The organism is Mycobacterium sp. NGS33 (assembly GCF_059812885.1).
Genome location: NZ_JCALDN010000001.1, coordinates 687,439 through 704,261, shown reverse-complemented (window position 1 = coordinate 704,261; position 16,823 = coordinate 687,439). Strand labels below are relative to the sequence as shown.

Annotated in this window: 16 protein-coding genes, 1 tRNA gene and 1 pseudogene; 10 read left to right on the top strand and 8 right to left on the bottom strand. The window is 66.6% G+C overall.

All coding sequences use genetic code 11. The annotated features are described in order from the left end of the window. The first annotated feature begins 225 nt into the window (after window positions 1-225). Window positions 226-2,835 (top strand): ATP-binding cassette domain-containing protein, encoded by a 2,610-nt coding sequence (locus tag AC5Y5B_RS03165; protein ID WP_500003438.1) that lies wholly within the window; start codon window positions 226-228, stop codon window positions 2,833-2,835. A gap of 4 nt (window positions 2,836-2,839) precedes the next feature. Here AC5Y5B_RS03165 and AC5Y5B_RS03160 read toward each other — a convergent pair whose 3' ends face one another. Continuing rightward, a complete protein-coding gene (locus tag AC5Y5B_RS03160) occupies window positions 2,840-6,040 on the bottom strand; it encodes a DUF1668 domain-containing protein (RefSeq protein WP_500003436.1) in 3,201 nt (1,066 codons plus the stop codon). A 135-nt stretch (window positions 6,041-6,175) separates the two neighbouring features. Then, the gene (locus AC5Y5B_RS03155; RefSeq protein ID WP_500003434.1) at window positions 6,176-6,979 is read right to left on the bottom strand and encodes a mycofactocin-coupled SDR family oxidoreductase; all 804 of its coding nucleotides are present in this window, start codon (window positions 6,977-6,979) and stop codon (window positions 6,176-6,178) included. 206 nt (window positions 6,980-7,185) lie between these two features. On the opposite strand from AC5Y5B_RS03155, the gene AC5Y5B_RS03150 reads away from it, so the two are divergent. The 5 genes and pseudogenes from AC5Y5B_RS03150 to AC5Y5B_RS03130 all read left to right on the top strand — a co-directional run bounded on the left by AC5Y5B_RS03150 (window position 7,186) and on the right by AC5Y5B_RS03130 (window position 10,725). Next, window positions 7,186-9,117, top strand: a complete 1,932-nt coding sequence (locus AC5Y5B_RS03150) for a putative alpha/beta hydrolase (RefSeq protein ID WP_500003431.1) — start codon at window positions 7,186-7,188, stop codon at window positions 9,115-9,117. Further along, on the top strand, window positions 9,098-9,670 hold the full coding sequence (locus AC5Y5B_RS03145; protein WP_500003428.1) for a lipoprotein LppJ family protein: 573 nt from the start codon (window positions 9,098-9,100) through the stop codon (window positions 9,668-9,670). The genes AC5Y5B_RS03150 and AC5Y5B_RS03145 overlap by 20 nt, the downstream gene beginning before the upstream one ends. A 137-nt stretch (window positions 9,671-9,807) precedes the next feature. Next, window positions 9,808-9,963 (top strand): annotated as a pseudogene (locus tag AC5Y5B_RS03140) (IS256 family transposase); the annotation flags it as partial. Next, window positions 9,914-10,123, top strand: a complete 210-nt coding sequence (locus AC5Y5B_RS03135) for a putative quinol monooxygenase (protein ID WP_500003424.1) — start codon at window positions 9,914-9,916, stop codon at window positions 10,121-10,123. The pseudogene AC5Y5B_RS03140 and the gene AC5Y5B_RS03135, both read left to right, overlap by 50 nt. Continuing rightward, window positions 10,120-10,725 carry a YdeI/OmpD-associated family protein gene (locus AC5Y5B_RS03130; protein ID WP_500003422.1) on the top strand — a complete coding sequence of 202 codons (606 nt, stop codon included), beginning with the start codon at window positions 10,120-10,122 and terminating at the stop codon, window positions 10,723-10,725. Before AC5Y5B_RS03135 ends, AC5Y5B_RS03130 begins: the two co-directional genes overlap by 4 nt. A 453-nt stretch (window positions 10,726-11,178) precedes the next feature. Here the strand turns inward: AC5Y5B_RS03130 and AC5Y5B_RS03125 are convergent, their stop codons facing one another. Next, complete coding sequence (locus AC5Y5B_RS03125; protein WP_500003419.1) at window positions 11,179-11,382, bottom strand: hypothetical protein; 204 nt, start codon at window positions 11,380-11,382, stop codon at window positions 11,179-11,181. A gap of 18 nt (window positions 11,383-11,400) precedes the next feature. Next, the gene (locus tag AC5Y5B_RS03120) at window positions 11,401-12,294 is read right to left on the bottom strand and encodes a hypothetical protein (protein WP_500003416.1); all 894 of its coding nucleotides are present in this window, start codon (window positions 12,292-12,294) and stop codon (window positions 11,401-11,403) included. A gap of 777 nt (window positions 12,295-13,071) precedes the next feature. Between AC5Y5B_RS03120 and AC5Y5B_RS03115 the strand changes: the two genes are divergently transcribed. Together AC5Y5B_RS03115 and AC5Y5B_RS03110 are read left to right on the top strand one after the other, a co-directional pair. After that, complete coding sequence (locus AC5Y5B_RS03115) at window positions 13,072-13,203, top strand: hypothetical protein (RefSeq protein WP_500003414.1); 132 nt, start codon at window positions 13,072-13,074, stop codon at window positions 13,201-13,203. A 141-nt stretch (window positions 13,204-13,344) separates the two neighbouring features. Further along, the gene (locus AC5Y5B_RS03110; protein WP_500003413.1) at window positions 13,345-13,503 is read left to right on the top strand and encodes an integrase; all 159 of its coding nucleotides are present in this window, start codon (window positions 13,345-13,347) and stop codon (window positions 13,501-13,503) included. Window positions 13,504-13,512: 9 nt separating this feature from the next. Here AC5Y5B_RS03110 and AC5Y5B_RS03105 read toward each other — a convergent pair whose 3' ends face one another. From AC5Y5B_RS03105 to AC5Y5B_RS03090, 4 genes are all read right to left on the bottom strand, one after another. Further along, entirely contained in the window at window positions 13,513-13,797 is a 285-nt protein-coding gene (locus AC5Y5B_RS03105) for a hypothetical protein (RefSeq protein ID WP_500003410.1), read from the bottom strand. After that, window positions 13,794-14,432 carry a hypothetical protein gene (locus tag AC5Y5B_RS03100; protein ID WP_500003407.1) on the bottom strand — a complete coding sequence of 213 codons (639 nt, stop codon included), beginning with the start codon at window positions 14,430-14,432 and terminating at the stop codon, window positions 13,794-13,796. The genes AC5Y5B_RS03105 and AC5Y5B_RS03100 overlap by 4 nt, the downstream gene beginning before the upstream one ends. Further along, window positions 14,425-14,991: an HNH endonuclease gene (locus tag AC5Y5B_RS03095; RefSeq protein WP_500003405.1), complete on the bottom strand. Its 567-nt coding sequence runs from the start codon at window positions 14,989-14,991 to the stop codon at window positions 14,425-14,427. The genes AC5Y5B_RS03100 and AC5Y5B_RS03095 overlap by 8 nt, the downstream gene beginning before the upstream one ends. 310 nt (window positions 14,992-15,301) lie before the next feature. Continuing rightward, window positions 15,302-15,375: transfer RNA gene (locus AC5Y5B_RS03090), tRNA-Gly, on the bottom strand. A gap of 170 nt (window positions 15,376-15,545) precedes the next feature. Between AC5Y5B_RS03090 and AC5Y5B_RS03085 the strand changes: the two genes are divergently transcribed. Together AC5Y5B_RS03085 and dcd are read left to right on the top strand one after the other, a co-directional pair. Continuing rightward, window positions 15,546-16,181: a VldE C-terminal domain-containing protein gene (locus tag AC5Y5B_RS03085; protein WP_500003403.1), complete on the top strand. Its 636-nt coding sequence runs from the start codon at window positions 15,546-15,548 to the stop codon at window positions 16,179-16,181. Window positions 16,182-16,211: 30 nt separating this feature from the next. Continuing rightward, window positions 16,212-16,784 carry a dCTP deaminase gene (dcd, locus tag AC5Y5B_RS03080; protein ID WP_500003399.1) on the top strand — a complete coding sequence of 191 codons (573 nt, stop codon included), beginning with the start codon at window positions 16,212-16,214 and terminating at the stop codon, window positions 16,782-16,784. The last annotated feature ends 39 nt before the right edge of the window (window positions 16,785-16,823 follow it).

The following is a 16,823-nucleotide window of genomic DNA, read 5'->3' as shown; positions in this document are numbered from 1 at the left end:
GTAAGGGCGCGTTGATATTTGGGCACGCGACGGTCACGGTTTGGCCACGGGAGGTTTGGTGAGGCGGCGCCGCGGCCAGCGGGACGGTCGACAACGCCGGCCCGACGGGCCGGCCGCCGCGCATCGCCGCCGTGACGCACCCGTCCAGCAAATGCGGTGGGCGACCGGAAAACCAATATGACCAAACCGCTGGCGCTTGGTGGCGGCGGATCGAATACTGAGGGGATGAGTAGGCCCGCACCGCCCGTGCTGACGGTTCAATCTGACTGGTCACGGCGCAGTTTCGCCGCGGGCCACGACCTCGTCGTCGGCAGCGACCTTCGCGCCGACATGCGTGTCGCCCATCCGCGGATCGCCCGTGCGCACCTGCTGTTGCGGTTCGATCGGGGCAAATGGCTGGCGATCGACAACGGATCGCCGACGGGGATGTTCGTCAACGGCGGTCGGGTGTCGGTCGTCGACATCCGCGACGGCCAGACCATCAACGTCGGGGGTCCCGACGGGCCGCGTCTGAGCTTCGTGATCGAACGTTCCGACAGGACCGTGGGGCAGCTGCCGCCCACGGTCGAGGGGATGCAGGCCCTGGCCCGGCCCGGCGCCGTGAGGCCCCCTCGCCCGGAGCCCGCCCAGCCCGTCGGCGGCCCGGCGCCCCGCATCGCGCGCCAGCAGCCCGCCCCCTTGCGCTACGGGCCGCCGCCACCGCAAGCGGCCAGCGGCCCGCGCCGCGCCGTCGGCTATCCGAACCAACCGCCGCCGGCGCGCGGTCCCCAACCGGGGCCGCCGCCCGACAGGCCGGCCGGCGTGCCGGCGAAGGGCCAACCGCTGACCGAGATCGGCGCGCAAGCCCTCGAAGCCGCGGAGTTCGACAGCACCAACCTGCGCCGCGCGGTGCAGCGGTCCCGGTCGAGGCTCGCCGCGCCCCCCGCGGGCGCCGCCGTCATCGGCCGCGCCGAGGACAGCGACATCGTCATCTCGGACGTCCTGGCGTCGCGCCAGCACGCCTACCTGGTTCCGGGTCCGAGCGGCATGGAGATCCACGACGCGCACAGCATCAACGGGACGTTCGTCAACGGCACCCGAATCCTGTCGGCCCCGCTGACCGAGGGCGACGTCGTCACCATCGGCAACGTCGACCTGGTGTTCAACGGCGAGATCCTGCTCCGCCGCGCCCAAGCGGCCACCCGCACCGGCGGGCTGGAGGTGCGCGAGGTCGACTTCGAAATCGACAGCAAACGGCTGATTCACAAAGTCTCGCTGACCGCCAGGCCCGGCACGCTGACCGCGCTCATCGGCGGGTCCGGGGCCGGCAAAAGCACGCTGTCGCGGCTGATCGCCGGGGCCACCTGTCCCAGTTCGGGCTCAATCACCTTCGAGGGACACGACATTCACGCGAGCTTCGCGTCGTTGCGCAGCCGCATCGGGATGGTGCCCCAGGACGACGTCGTGCACCGCCAGCTGACGGTGACCCAGGCGCTCAACTATGCCGCCGAGCTGCGGCTGCCACCCGACACCAGCAAACAAGACCGCGCCCAGGTCGTCGCGCAGGTGATCGAGGAACTCGGGCTGACCAAGCACGCCGACACCCGGGTGGACAAGCTGTCCGGCGGGCAGCGCAAGCGTGCCTCGGTGGCGCTCGAACTGCTCACCGGGCCGTCGCTGCTGATCCTCGACGAGCCGACCTCCGGCCTGGATCCCGCGCTGGACCTGCAGGTCATGACCATGCTGCGGCAGCTGGCCGACGCCGGTCGCGTGGTGCTGGTGGTGACGCACTCGCTGAGCTACCTCGACCTGTGCGACCAGGTGCTGCTGATGGCGCCCGGCGGCAAGACGGCGTATTGCGGGCCGCCCGACGAAATCGAAGCGACCATGGGAACCACCAACTGGGCCAAGATCTTCGGCATGGTGGGCGCGGACCCCGACGAGGCCAACCGCCGCTTCCTGGCCCAGCAAAAACCGCCGCCGGCCGGGCCCGAGGCGGAGAAGCCGGCCGATCTGGGTGCCCCGGCCCGCTCGAGCACCCGCCGCCAGTTGGCCACGATCGCGCGCCGCCAGATCCGGCTCATCGTCGCCGACCGCGCCTACTTCATCTTCCTGGCGCTGTTGCCGTTCGTGATGGGCGCGCTGTCGCTGACCGTGCCGGGTTCGACGGGATTCCGTGTCGCCGATCCCAGCGGGGACGGCTCGGACGAGCCGGGCTCGGTATTGATGTTGCTGACCATGGCCGCCGTGTTCATGGGCACCGCGCTGACGATCCGCGACCTCATCGGCGAGCGGCCCATCTTCCGCCGGGAACAGGCGGTCGGCCTGTCCACCAAGGCGTACCTGCTGGCGAAGATGGCCGTGTTCTTCGTGTTCGCCGTCATCCAGTCGGCGATCGCCACCACCATCACGATCCTGGGGAAGGGCGCACCGACCCGCCCGGCCCTGCTGCTCGGCAGCGCCACCCTCGAGCTGTACGTCGCGACCGCCGCGATGTGCGTCGCCGCGGCGATGGTCGGCCTGGTCCTGTCCTCCCTCGCCCGCTCCAATGAGCAGATCATGCCGCTGCTGGTGGTGTCCCTGATGCTGCAGTTGGTGCTCTGCGGGGGAATGGTCCCGGTCACCAACCGGATCGGCCTGGACCAGATGTCGTGGGCGGTGCCCTCGCGCTGGGGGTACGCGGCGCAGGCCTCGACGGTCGACCTGTGGACGATCGAGCCCGGCCCGCTCGCCCCGAAAGACCGCCACTTCAAGCACACGGCCGCAACCTGGCTGTTCGACGTGGGCATGCTGGCGTTGCTGACCATTGTGTACGCGGGATTCGTGGGGTGGCGCAGCCGGCTCAGGCGCCACTGATCGGCTAGATGAAGTCCAGGGCCTCGACGGTGGCCACCGGGCCTTCGTGGGTCGGCCGGTTCGCGCCACCGATGCAGTAGACGGTGTTGCCCACCGTCGCGACGGCCTCGGCGTGGCGCGGGGTGGGCATGGGAGGCAGGACGCTCCACGTTCCGTTGGCGATGTCGTACATCTCGGCCACCCCCAACACCCGCGTCGGCTCCTCGCCGCCGACCGCCAGGATCCGGCCGTCGATGAACGCGGCGCCGTAGCTTCCGCGCGGCGTCGGCATGTCGACCAGCTTGGTCCACGCCCCGGATTGCGGGTCGAACCGTTCGAACGCCGCGGAGTTCTTGTCGGCCGACAGGAATCTGCCGCCGACCGCGTACACGTAGGTGCCGTCCGACACCGCGGCGAGATGCTCACGCGGAGTTGGCATGTCGGCCGCGTCGCGCCACGAGCTGCCGTCGAAGACCTCGGTCTGGGCGACGAGCTGCTTGGCGTTCTGGCCGCCGACGGCGACGAGTTTGTCACCGACCACCGCGGCGGCCAGCGCCGCGCGGGCGTGGGTGAGGCTCGGCAACTCGATCCACTTGCCGCCGCGCAACGCGAACACCTTGGTGGACGCCTGCGTGAGGTCGCTGCTGGCGCCGCCGAGCACCACCACCTCGCCGTGATAGGTCGCCGCCGCGGCGTGGTGCAGCGGGACGGGCAGGGGCGGTTGGGTCTGCCAGGTGCCGGCGCGCGGGTCGTAGCTTTCGACCGTCGACAGCGCGACCCCGTCACGCAGCCCGCCGACGATCCAGATCTTGTCGTCGAGCACGGTCCACGCCGTCATCAGCCGGGGCGTGGGTGCGTCCGGCAGGGAACGCCACTGCGCGGCCGGCTGGATTCGGCGGGCCGGCAGCTGTAGCGCCTCGGCCGACGAGGTCGCCTGGCCGTCGCCGGCCTCACTCGACCCGCCGATCGCGAACACGGCCTGCCCCACCGCGTCGACCGCCATGCCGTGGCGCGCCGCCCCCATGTCGGGCAGGCCGGCCCACGCATTCGTCGTCAGGTCGAACACCGACACGCTCTTGAGGACCTGCCCGGCCGACTGCCCCCCGACGGCCACCAGGCGGCGATCGGCGATCGCCACGCCGAGGTCACCGCGCGGCTGGGGCAGGTCGGGCAACCGCGTCCAGCTTTTCGCGGCCGGGTCATACGCCTCGACCGCCGCCAGGTCGGCGGTCCCGGTGCTGCCGCCGACGGCGTACACCAGCTTGCCGTCCGACGCCGCGGCGAGCATCTGCCGGGGGGTCGGTATCGGCGTGCCCAGGGTCCAGGAGTTGCCGTCGAAGATCTCGGTGGTGTTCAGCAGCGCGCCGTTCGCGTCGACGCCGCCGGTGACGACAATGCGGTCTCCCACCACCGAGGCCGCGGCCGCCGCCCGGGGCTGCAACAGGTGGGGCAGTTCGACCCAGTGGCTGTTGACCACCCGCCAAACCTGGTCGCTGGCAACCTTTTGCGGACCCGCGGCGCGCCAGCCGCCGAGCACGATCGGGTTGCCCCGCCACGTCACCGCCATGGCGTGCTGGACCGGAACGGGAAGGTCGTCGCCGCTCTTCCAGCTGTCGATCACCGGGTCGTAGCCCTCGTGGTTTGCGACGAGCGCGTGGTTGCTTCCCAGCCCGCCGAAGATCCAGATCGTGCCATCGGCCTGCGTGGTCGCCGCCGCCTGGCGCGCGATGCGCGCGTTGGTGATCGGCTGCCACTTGACCGCCGGGGCGCTCGGTTGATTCGCGGCTTGGTGGTGTTTGTTGCCCTGGCTGAGCAGCACGTAGACCCCGCTGCCGAGCACCAGCACGGCCACCACGATCCCCACAACGATCAGAGGGGCCGTGAGGCGGTTGCGCTTCTTGCCCGACGAGCTCAGCCACTTCACCGCCCCGGCGGCCGGCCCGCGGCGCTCGACCGCGGGTGGCTCCGCGTCACCCGACGGCGTGATCGCGTCGGTGATGCTGGTCGGTGCGGCGATCGCCTCGGTGGGCTGAGACGTGTTGGGCCTGGCCGGAATTGGGCCTCGCCTGTCCACCGATGGGCCGCGTGGACCGGTCTGCTGCGGGCCGGCAGGGCGCGACGGTGCGGGCGTCGTTCGGCGGTCGTTGAGCGGATGGATCAGCGAGGTGGCACCGTCCGGGTCGGCGTTTCGTGGGGCCGGTGTGGCGATGCGCGGCGGTCGCGGGGCCGCTGTCCCCGTCTTCCCGCCAGGCCCGGACGGCGGCAGGGTCCGCGCCTTGGCCGGACCCGTCGAGCCGCCCACCGCGCGCGCCGCGCCCGCGCCGACGGCGGTGATGGCCATGGCGTCGGGTTTCAAGCCGTTGCGGCGCAGGCTTTCCTGCAATCCGCGACCGAACTCCGCCGCCGACGTCGGCCGCTCGGCCGGGTCGACCGCCATCGCCGTCTCGATCGCCGAACACACCGCGTCGGGGATTCCGCCGGGACGCAGGTCCGGGACGCGCGTGTTGTTGATTCGCGTGTAGTGCGCGAGCAGGTCTTCGCTGCCGCGGCGCTCGTATGCGGGGCTGCCCGCAATGAGCGAATACAGCGTGGCCCCAAGCGAATACACGTCGCTGCTGACGGTCGCGGGCTCGCCCGCCATGATTTCGGGGGCGAGGTAATCGATCGTGCCGGAGAACAATCCGGCCGCCGTCTCGTATCCGCCGGCGATGTGGGCGGTCCCGAAGTCGGTCAGCTGCGGTTCGCCGTAGTCGTTGACCAGGACGTTGGCGGGCTTGATATCGCGGTGCAACGTGCCGCTCAGGTGTGCGGTTTCCAATGCACCGCAGAGCTTTACGCCGATCCGCACGGCCTCGGGCCAGGCGATGGGACCCTCGCGCTGCACCCGCAGGCCCAGCGAACCCGCGGGGCAGTAGGACATGACGATGTAGGGGCGCCCGCTCGCGGTCAGGCCGACCCGCAAAATGTTGACGATGTTGGGGTGCCCCGACAGCCCGCCCATGGCGTAGCCCTCGCGGAGAAACCGTTCGCGGCCGGCGTCGTCGATGAATGTCGGTAGCACCTTGATCGCCACGTTGCGCCCGAGCGCGGTCTCGTGGCAGCAATAGACCACTCCGGCGGCGCCCCGAGCGATATGGCGGGCACTGTCGAACCCGGCGGCGGCTAACTCCGCCACGACCTCGCTCGGCCCCGACGCGCGGGCGCGAGCCTTGGGTTTTTCAGCCATTACCTGGCCCCAGCTTCCCAGGCGATTGAACAATCGGGGTCAAGCGTAGCGAACATCAGTTCGCCGTCAGTATGGTTCCGACACCTCATTTGACGGCGATGCGCCGTCGGCCGGCGCCCGTTCCTCAGACGTTCGTCAGTGGATGCGTGCGCTGCCGCCGAGGCCGATCTCGAGCACGCTTCCGGTGATCACCCCGGGGTCGGTGACCAGATACACCACGCCGCGGCTGACGTCCTCGGGCTGCAGCCAGGGCTGCGGTATCGGGTTGGCTTTGGTCATCCGGCGCGCCAGGTCGTCGGGGACGTCGTCGCTTCCGGTGGGTTGCACCATCGGCGTCTGGGTGGTGGTGGGGCAGACGACATTGATCGTGATGCCCTCTTTGGCGACCTCGAGCGCGGCGGACTTCGCGAGGCCGATGACACCCCACTTGGTCGCGTTGTAGGCGGCGAGCTCGGGGATGCCCATGCGGCCGCCCATCGAGGAGGTCACGACGATCCTGCCGAACCGCTGCTGCCGCATCACCGGTATGGCGGCCCGCAGGGTGTGGAAGGCGCCGGTCAGGTTGGTGCCGATCAGCTGTTGCCACACCACGTCGCTGACGTCTTCCAGCAGCCCGGTGCTGACGATTCCGGCGTTGGCCACCACGACGTCGAGGCTGCCCAGGTCGGCGACTGTCTGCGTGATCGCGGCGTTGACCGCGGCCGCGTCGCGCACGTCCAGGGTGATCGGCACGCAACGCCGGCCCAGCTCTTCGACGAGCTTGGTGGTTTCCCGTAGGTCGTCCTCGGTGCCCAGGGGATAGGTCAGGTCGGTCATCGCCTGCGGGGCATCGGCGATGACGACGTCGGCCCCCTCGGCGGCCAGGGCCAGCGCATGAGAGCGGCCCTGCCCGCGAGCTCCGCCGGTGATAAAGGCAACGCGACCATCCAAGGCACCCATGGCGGTAAAGTTACCAGCGGATAAGGCGCTTGCCGGCGCGCCGGGTGGGGTTATGAAAGCGGTTGCTGTGGGCGCTGTTTCGGCGCCACATCAGCGTGAGCGGACCGGCGGTGCATTGTCGGGTGGAACTGGCGGGGACCGGGCGTCGGCGGAGGTACCGTCGTAGCTGATTTGTAGAACTACGGGCGAGTGTTCAGGGTGGAACAGTGCAGCTGAAATGGCTTAGCATTGCCGATCTGATCGCCCAGGCCGGCGGTGATCCGTGGGCGATCAATCAGAGCTTGCAGGCCGGCAGCCCGGCTCAGATTTCGAGCTTGGCCGAGGCCTTCCATGGCGCGGGCCGACACACCGCAGAGGCGGACCACGCGTTCCAGCAAGCCCGGCAGCGTTTCGGCGCGGCCTGGAACCACCAGAATGGTGACCACCCGATCAACGACGCCGCTGAAGTGCAGCGGCTCGTCAAAACGCTCGGTGCGCAGTCCGAGCGGTTGCCCAGAATCGGCGCTGACTTGGAGAACATCGCCGCCGCGTTGGCCGAGGCCCAAAAAGCCGGAACGCAACGGATCGCCACGTTAGAACACGAGTTGCAGGGCCTCGACAACATCATCGACGCCGCGGAGCACGATCTGCAGCACGGCCACCCCGACGCGAAGACCGAGGCTTTCCTGAAGAAGTTGATCGACGACGCGAAAGCCGACGCCGCCGACGATGTCCGGGATGCGTTGCACGAGCTGCAGTCGATCCGCGACGGCTACGAGGCCACGCTGCGGAACTGTCTGGGCAATCTGCGCACCGACGGCTACGACCCGAATATCCTCGCGCCCGTCGACGCGGACGACCAGATCCCGCCACCGAGCACCAATCCCGAGGACGTCCATCGCTGGTGGACATCACTGACCCCGCAGCAGCGCCAGCGATTCATGGCCGAGCACCCCGACCAAGTCGGCAACCTCAACGGCGTCCCCATCCTTGCGCGCAATGACGCCAACCTCACCGTGATGAACCAAGACCTTGACCGGGTGCGCGGGATCGCCAGCCGCAACGGCGTCTCGGTGGACGACGTACTTCGAGACCCCGCGAAATTCGGCCTGTCGGCCACGGACGTCACCCGCTACCACAACGCCAACGAGACCAAGCTAGGCCTCGACCACGACGCGGGAGATCCGCTTCACCCGAATCCGGTCTACCTATTCGCTTACGACCCAATAGCATTCGGCGGCAAAGGTCGCGCCGCCATCGCGATCGGAAACCCAGACATTGCGAAGAACACCGCGGTGATCGTGCCTGGCACCAGCAGCAGCGTGAAAGGGGGCTGGCTGCACGACGGCCACAACGACGCCATCAACCTGTTCGAACAAGCCAATGCCGCCGATCCCCATAACCCGACGGCGGTAATCGCGTGGATGGGCTACGACGCCCCCAACGGATTCGACGACGTTGTGCGCATCTCCACCCCAGAACTGGCCCGCACAGGCAGTGCGGCGCTGGCGCAGGACGTCAATGGTCTGTGGGCGACACACCTCGGGGCAGGTCAGCATGTCACGGTGCTGGGCCACTCGTATGGTTCGACCACCGTCGCGGATGCGTTTGCCATGCACAACATGCACGCCAATGACGCTGTGCTGCTGGGCTGTCCGGGTACCGACCGTGCCACCACCGCCGCAAGCTTTCACCTGGATGGCGGGCACGTGTTCGTGGGAGACGCCTCAACCGATCCTGTCGGCATGCTCGGTCATCTCGATGGCGCGAGCAAGCAAATATTCGGCGAGAATTTCTTCGGCAACAATCCCAGCCTGGGCGGCGACCCCGCCGTCGACGGGTTCGGATCGGTCCGCTTCCGCGCCGAGGTACCCGGGTCGGACGGCATCAACCCCCACGACCACTCGTACTACTACCACCGTGGCAGCGAGGCCCTGTACGGCATGGCCGACATCGTCTCCGGCCACGGTGACCAGCTCCAAGCCGACGGCATGACCGCCGAACATCGCCATTCGCTAGGCGGCGTGCAAGTCAGGATTCCGGGGCTACCGCCCGTCACCATCGGCCCACACACGCCGGCCGTCGTTGACCCGGAGTGGGACCGATCGCCAGGATCTATCACCGACAACCATGTCTTCGATGCCCAACACCACCATTAAGGAAGAACGCGTGCCGTTGCGCCAAGCACTGCTTACGTCGGTCGTGGTCGTCGCCATGCTGTTAGGAGGATGCGCGCCAGTGCAACACAAACCACACGCCGCCGGATCGACAAATCCGTATGAAGACACAGCCCACCCGATGAGCGACGATCAGACCAAGGCCCAGGTCATCGAGCCCGCCAAACAAATCGTCGCCGTCGCTAACCTGGACGGCGTCAGCGGGGCGTTCTCCTTCGCCTCCTGTAACGACCAGGGAGACCCGCCGTTTCAGGGCACCGTCACCCTCAGCTTCCTGATCCACGGCGACCCCGACGCGTATTTCCAGCAAGTACGCGCGGCGATGGTCGCGCACGGCTGGAACGACGGCGCGCCCGCCGGCCAGCACTACCACGGCGCTTCGCTGAATAAAGATGGCGTAGCCGCCAGCATCAACTACATGCCGTCCGACCACAGTTACGGGCAGATCATCCTCGACGGCCAATGCCGAAACATGGGCAACCACAAGGGCGAAGGTCAATGGAGCAACATCAACGACCAGTTGGCCCAGCGGTAGAGCCGGCGCTCGCGCGCAATGGTCAAAGTTGTGGATGAGTCTTGGCGATGCGGCGTGAGCAGGGCGCGCCTTCCCGAGGATGATCTTCAGTCCGTTTGTCTGATCAAGGACCAGCGTAACCCCGTCGAAAGTGCCTTGCCGCAGTAGGTTTGAGGACCAAAGTCACGAAAGGGCCGGGTTCGCGCGTCCGGGATCGCGATGCCTACGCGCTGATTGAGGGCACCCAGGCGCGCCGCACAGTCAATGCCCCCGGATTGGTGGCCCCCGTTCGTGCCGGCGCCGTCTTCCGCAAGCGACTTCCCCGGCTGCCAGGCGTATCTGATCGGTCACGATCGCGCCGACCCGGATACCGTCTACGTCGTGGAGATTTGGGCCGACGAAGGGGCCGCCGCCGCAGCGCTCGAAGCCGACCAAAAGCGGGGATCGGCGTCGAATGTTGGGAAGGCGCGATGACCGCGGGGGATCAACTGCCGGAGCTGATCGTCGCCGACGCCAGCGCGTGGCGGGAATGGCTGGGGACGTACCACGACAGCTCACCCGGGGTGTGGTTGGTGCTTGCCAAGAAGGGCACGACTCAACCCACCCGCCTCACCTATGACGAAGCGCTCGAAGACGCGCTCTGTTACGGCTGGATCGACGGACAGGTGCGGGGCCGCGATGAGACCACCTTTCGCCGAAGCTTCACCCCGCGTCGTCCGCGCAGCGCATGGTCAGCACGCAATGTTGCTCTCGTCAACGGCCTGATCAGTGCTGGCCGGATGCATCCGGCCGGCCTGAGCGAGATCGAGCGTGCCAAGGCCGACGGCCGCTGGGACGCGGCCTACGCCGGGCAGGCCAGCATCGAGGTACCGAACGACCTGGCCGCCGCGTTGGCCGCCGAGCCCCGGGCCCAGGAAATGTTCGACATCCTGACCTCGCGGAACCGCTATGCCGTCATCTACCGAGTTTCAAATGCCAAACGCACCGACACCCGGACTCGCCGGATCGCCCAGTTCGTTGAGATGCTCGCCCGCGGGGAGACGATCTATCCCCAACGGCGCACCCTCGACGGCTGAAACCGACTCTGACAATTGCTCGCGTTCGTATCGGGGTACCTGTTCGGCCGATCTGGATGGTCCGCCCGACCGGCTGCTCATCCCAGACCCGCTGTGCTGCAGGGGAATGAACGCGCAGTCCCAAGATGGCGCGCTGAAGGCGGCTGGTGACATTTGAATCGGGGTATGAATCCCTGGCACCGGCACTGGCCAGTCGAACGGCACCGCCGCTCATCGTGGGCCGATGACGGGAATCGAACCCGCGTATTCAGCTTGGGAAGCCTTTTCTACGCCCGAACGGGTGAGCGGTAGACACTGGTCGGCGGGTACAGGGAGCCGTGAAATCCAGCCCCTACCTGCGATTGCAGTACGACTAGGGGCGCTATCGGTACGATTCCGATCCTGCCGCAGTACGGGCACGGCCCAGGGTATCGCCGGGGTAAGACGCGCTGCAATCGAACGTATGGGTGCGAGCTATTCAACGGTCGGCTTCTTGCCGGTACGGGAGAGCAGCGGGACCTTGTAGGCGCGCATGGCCGTGGCGACGTCGTTCAGTCCCTTCGTGTTGCCGGTCTTGATGACCACGAAGGCCATGAACAAGAGGTACGCGAGGAAGCAGAGTCCAGCCGTGACCGGCACAGCTGCCGCTGCCAACCCAAGCCACATCGCGGCCTCCACGCGTTCCTCGACCTAAACTCAGTCGTCGTTGCCGACTGGCGCCGCGGCGGGCGTAGGCGTCGGCGGCTCGGTAACGGATTTCAGAAGCTCCTGCATTGCCGCCGCGATCTCAGCCATTTTCGCCATCTCGGCGTAGATGGTGGGCGGCAGCGCCTTCGGAGTTCTGATCACGAACTCAATCTCCCCGCCGTCGATGGGCCAGGACTGGCGAAGCGCTACCGGAATCTCGGGCTGTGCAGGGGCCGTAGGTGTTTCGGCTACTCGCACCACTCGGTCCAACGGAGGGGCTGGCGACTTCGGTGCTACTAGCTGCCCATTCGCCTCGAAGATGTTGGGGAACCCGGAGGTCGCTTGATGATCCTCCAGAACGGTCGTCGGCCTGTCACGCGGCAGAAGAGTGACCTGATTTCCGTCTCGCTTCGCGAGCCCGGCGTAACCAGCGCTGTCGACGAAGATGTCGATGAACTTGTCGGCTTGATCGGTGGCAACATTGTGCCGCATGACGACGGTCGTTCTGAATCGTTCCGTTGTCTGCGGAACGTCCTTCGCGCTGTCCTCATACAACTGCTCAAATACTCGGCACGAATCAAAGGCTGCCAGCAGAAGAGCGCGTGCATGCGCGTGATCGGGGGCCGCCATCACCAAGTCTTTGGCCAACTCGGTCAGAATGACGCGCTCCTTGTCACCCCGCTTGATGAGACCCCAATCACGGAGTGCGGCCAGCTTTACGCGGTAGGCACCGCTGTTTGTTGTCTGGTGTCCTAAGTACGCGGCCGCAGCATCCTGGCTGTGGTCTGCGCCGTGCTGTCCCATGGCCACAATCGCCTCGACAGCCGCCTCCAGCGACAGTTGCGGAAAGGCCACCCCGCGTTTCTTGGACGGTGTCGGGGCTGTAGATGTCTGTTCAGTCATCCTGTCCTCCTGATCTACTCAGCCCGCAGTATATCTAGAGACTGAAAAACTATGCAAGCTCCGGTGGTGTACTGCGGATTGCCCCGGAAGCCGAGGCTAGTTAACGCCAGCGCTCCTTGGTCTGTTTGGCGGTGCTCTTGGCCCGGCGACCGACTTTGGTGTTGCCCTGGGCGCGGGCGGCCTTGGCAAACTTCGCACGGGCAGCGGACTGGTTCTTGGTAAGCCATCACAGTTCCTCTCTTGTGGGGTGGGAGGCCGGAGCGGGGAGCCTTGCCCGATAACCCCTCAACCCGCCCCGGCGACCGTCTCGGGTGTGCGGCCTACAGGCCTAGCGTGGCCATAGCCGTGCGCGCGGGGCCTCTGCTGCTCGGCGGCACTGGCACGGTGGGCGGCCAGGACGGAGCCACCGGGCACACAAACCCCGCTCCGGCCACGTCTCAGGGTTGTGGGGGCTGTTGCAGCCGATGAACCTGGCGGCGTGGTCGGGTCGGCGCGCGGCGGAACTCGGCGGCCTGCAAATCCAAGACATCGAGACTTCGCCCCACGGGGGCATGAACATTCACGTTGACTGAACGCCCATTGGGCCTACCAAGACAGACGGCTCAATGCGAACCGCGCCTGTGCCGGGCCGACAGCGAGTCTGGTTAGGGACTACCTCGCCGACCACCCGCGCGCGACGAGCCGACCGCGCCCCTGTTCCCCGGTGCGACGTTGACGCGGCCACGGCCCACCGGAGTGCGGGCGGCGCTCGACGCACCAGGAGCGGCGACTACGGGTGTGGAAGAGACAGCGAACGCGAAGGACCGCGCCCGGCGACAGGCCGAAGCCCTCGCCGGTCTCACCGTGAAGGACGCGCAGAAGCGGTTGGTGCTCGACTGGACGACGCCGCTACGTCACGCGACGTTCTAGGAGGCGGTGTTCCGGCCCGCTGTACTCCGGGCCAACCGGATAGCGGGCGGCGCGGTGCTCCCGGCGGGGTTGCGGTTCCACTCGCTCCGCCACACCTACGCGAGCCTGTGCGCGGCAGTCCCCACAATTCCGGTGCGACAGGTGGCTGAGTGGATGGGCCACGCGAACCCGACTAGGACCGAACTCGTCTACACCCACCTCTACGCGAAGGCCGACCACGACGACCAGGTGGCGGCGCTCGGTGCGTTGGCGACTACGCCGAATTACCACGGGAACAACGTAATCCCGCTGCACGGCTGATCAGAAGGCTCATGTCGGACCAAATTCGCGAATCTTGACCGCCTTCGAACGGACGAGAAAGCCGGAGCTTGCCAGCTCACCGTCAGTCATGGCCGTCACGTCGATTGGAAGTGCACCAGACCGGCAATCGACGTCGTCCAAAAATCGTCGAAGATCGTCTCGGTCTTGGTAAATCACCAGGACGTCGAGGTCTGCAGGATCTTCGCGCGTCAACGCGGAGCCGAACACGTAAATCTCAATTCCTTGGTGCTGATCGAGGATCGAACTGATTCGTGCAAGCAGCTCCAGAATCATCGGTGCAGAGAGGCCAGAGTCTCGCGCCACTTCAGCATCTGTATCCCCGCGTCGGCCGCGACTTGAATCGCTTCGGCGGTCGGATCACTGTTGGGGTTCGTTGCCGCAAACAGGTCGAAATCACCGTAGCGGTCGATCGCGTCGCGGACAGTCTCGGCGGTAGGTTGGTACATCGATCCGACGAAGACGACAAGGTCAGGCAGACCTTGGCGGACAACGAGGATTCGGTGATCGTCAAGAATGGTCAGCGAAGTAACTCGCCCATGTTGACGCAAGCCGCGCATGACGAACGTCAGTTCGCGTTCTTGGTAGTCACCCAAGCGGTCGAAATCGCGGAGCGCGCGAATTGAATCAGCAAGCCCGCCCCATCCGATGTTTTTCAGCGCCAACCGTTCGATCGCGTCACCCATGAATCGTCCCGCTTTCGGGATGTTGAGTACGAAGTCGACACTCTGAACCCCCTCGACAAGCGGGAGTACATCGGCGACCGTTACATCTCGCAGTGAGATCACCCCAATAGACGCCGTCGGGCGCGAATCACGAACGACGCTCAATCGGTTGCCATCCACTTCGACCGAGGTGACGAAGTTACACTTGTTCAACCGATCGGAGATCCACTGTGCTGAACTACTCAAACAGGTTGTCCATTTCCGTCGGGTAGCGGCGGCTCACGAGTCCTCGTCGGTCGTGCACATGTCGTGCTTCTAGATCGTCGACGTGCGAGCGGTATCGCTCGATCAACTGAATCTCAGGCTCAGACAGCAGATTTCGGTTGCCGTCGGCGACTCGCAGGATTCGTCGGTGGTTTGGGATGACCGTCTCAATGACTGATCGCCGCCAGACGGCTGCTTCTTCGGCCTCTGGGTTAATCGAGTAATCGTTGTCGGGTCCATAGTCTTCATGGATTACGCGGTTCTGCACCAGCAATCCCTGTATCGATGCCCGCGCTTCCTCACGAGTAGCGAACGACGCTACACCGATTGCTTGCTCCGTCTTCTCGATGCGGATGCGTTTCCACTTAAGCAGGAGATCCACAGGGTAGGCCGTTGCCGACTTATCTACGAGCCTGTGGCAGTTGGCGCAGAGCAACAGTAGGTTGCTCCATGCGCGGCGTTCCTCGGCTGACGCAGTGGCAGCACCCCGTGGACCGTCTTCGCTCGCCGCGATGATGTGAGCTGCCTCCGCGAAATGCACGTCTTGACCGTCTGGATCCTCAACGACCAGTCGAGCAAGACAATCAGGGTTTCCGCAGAAGCCCGCTGAATCCGCCCACAGTCGCCGCCGAGTGGGATCAGAGGGCTCCGCTGCACCGCGTGAGCAAGCCATACCGTCATTTTCCATCACGCGGAGTTGCATGACGTAGGTTGGCGCGGACGAAACGCGTGGCGACGTCGTAGTCGCCCCGACGGAAGGACGGAAGGTCGTGACGTCCCGAGTTCGGGGTACGGGCAGGGTATCGGCTCCGTCGTAGGGAAGCTCTCGCGCCGATATGCCCTGGTAATTGTGGAGCCGATGACGGGAATCGAACCCGCGTATTCAGCTTGGGAAGCTGATGTTCTGCCATTGAACTACATCGGCACTTCTCGCCAAGGAAGGCTAGCACCCGGCGGCGGCCGTCGAGGTCAGGACGGCGCGCCGACCCCCGCGCAGCCCCCGGCCTGCGCCGTCGTGCCGATGCAGAGTTATTCCGTTCACAAATTCCCATTCCCATATTTATTATTTCGTTATTGCGCCGTAATGTGCTCGGCGTGGGTCGGCACAGGTTAGCCAGGAAGCGACGCAAACCGTCGGTCGCCCTGGCAGCGGTACTCGCTCCCGCGGCGGTCTTCTTCGCGGTGGGGGCGGACGTGCACCCCGCAGCGCCCCGCATCGAGGCCAAACCCGTTATCAGCGAACCCGCACCCTGCTGCGCGGAAATCGTGACCGTGGCGTCGCATCGCCTCCTCACCGGCACCGGTGACGCCGAGCCCGCCGCGGCCTCGCGGTATCACACCCGAGCCCCGCTGCTGACCGCCGACGTCGCCCCGGAACGGGGCCTGCAGGTCCGCACGATTCTGACCGCGCGCAGCATCACCGCCGAGTTTCCCCAGATCCACGAGATGGGCGGAGTGCGACCGGATCCGTTGCCGTGGCACCCGCTGGGCCTGGCGATCGACGTGATGATTCCCAACCCGGAGTCGGCGGAGGGCATCGCGCTGGGCAACGCGGTCGTCGCCTACGTGCTGCAGAACGCCAAGCGCTTCGGCATCCAGGACGCCATCTGGCGCGGCGTCTACTACACGCCCGGCGGAGCGCAGCCGAGCCGGCTCGGCCACTACGACCACGTGCACGTCACGACCACCGGGGGCGGATATCCCGACGGCAGCGAGGTCTACCTCCGCTGAGCACGCGGGGCAGCGAGCTAGGCTCGTCGCGTGCTGCTCTCCGATCGCGACCTCAGGGCCGAAATCAGCGCCGGGCGGTTGGGCATCGACCCCCTCGACGACGCCCTGGTGCAGCCGTCGAGCATCGATGTGCGGCTTGACTGCATGTTCCGGGTCTTCAACAACACCCGCTACACCCACATCGACCCGGCCAAGCAGCAGGACGAGCTGACCACCCTGGTCGAACCCGTCTCCGGCGAGCCCTTCGTCCTGCACCCCGGCGAGTTCGTGCTCGGCTCCACGCTAGAGCTCATCACCCTGCCCGACGACCTCGCCGGCCGCCTGGAAGGCAAGTCGTCGCTGGGCCGCCTCGGCCTGCTGACCCATTCGACGGCCGGGTTCATCGATCCCGGCTTCAGCGGCCACATCACGCTGGAGCTGTCCAACGTCGCCAACCTGCCGATCACGCTGTGGCCGGGCATGAAGATCGGTCAACTGTGCATTCTGCGATTGACCAGTCCCGCCGAACACCCTTACGGCAGTACGCAAGTTGGTTCGAAGTACCAGGGCCAGCGAGGACCCACCCCGTCGCGCTCCTATCAGAACTTCATAAGGACTACATAGGTTCTGCGGGGCGCTCCCGCACCCCTTCTGCGCGATACT

Excerpts from the sequence above, each read along its gene's own strand:
- AC5Y5B_RS03155 (WP_500003434.1), bottom strand. The coding sequence starts at position 6,979 with ATGGGTGCCTTGGATGGTCGCGTTGCCTTTATCACCGGCGGAGCTCGC.
- AC5Y5B_RS03160 (WP_500003436.1), bottom strand. The coding sequence starts at position 6,040 with ATGGCTGAAAAACCCAAGGCTCGCGCCCGCGCGTCGGGGCCGAGCGAG.
- AC5Y5B_RS03145 (WP_500003428.1), top strand. The coding sequence starts at position 9,098 with ATGCCCAACACCACCATTAAGGAAGAACGCGTGCCGTTGCGCCAAGCA.
- AC5Y5B_RS03135 (WP_500003424.1), top strand. The coding sequence starts at position 9,914 with ATGCCCCCGGATTGGTGGCCCCCGTTCGTGCCGGCGCCGTCTTCCGCA.
- AC5Y5B_RS03120 (WP_500003416.1), bottom strand. The coding sequence starts at position 12,294 with ATGACTGAACAGACATCTACAGCCCCGACACCGTCCAAGAAACGCGGG.
- AC5Y5B_RS03130 (WP_500003422.1), top strand. The coding sequence starts at position 10,120 with ATGACCGCGGGGGATCAACTGCCGGAGCTGATCGTCGCCGACGCCAGC.
- AC5Y5B_RS03165 (WP_500003438.1), top strand. The coding sequence starts at position 226 with ATGAGTAGGCCCGCACCGCCCGTGCTGACGGTTCAATCTGACTGGTCA.
- AC5Y5B_RS03105 (WP_500003410.1), bottom strand. The coding sequence starts at position 13,797 with ATGATTCTGGAGCTGCTTGCACGAATCAGTTCGATCCTCGATCAGCAC.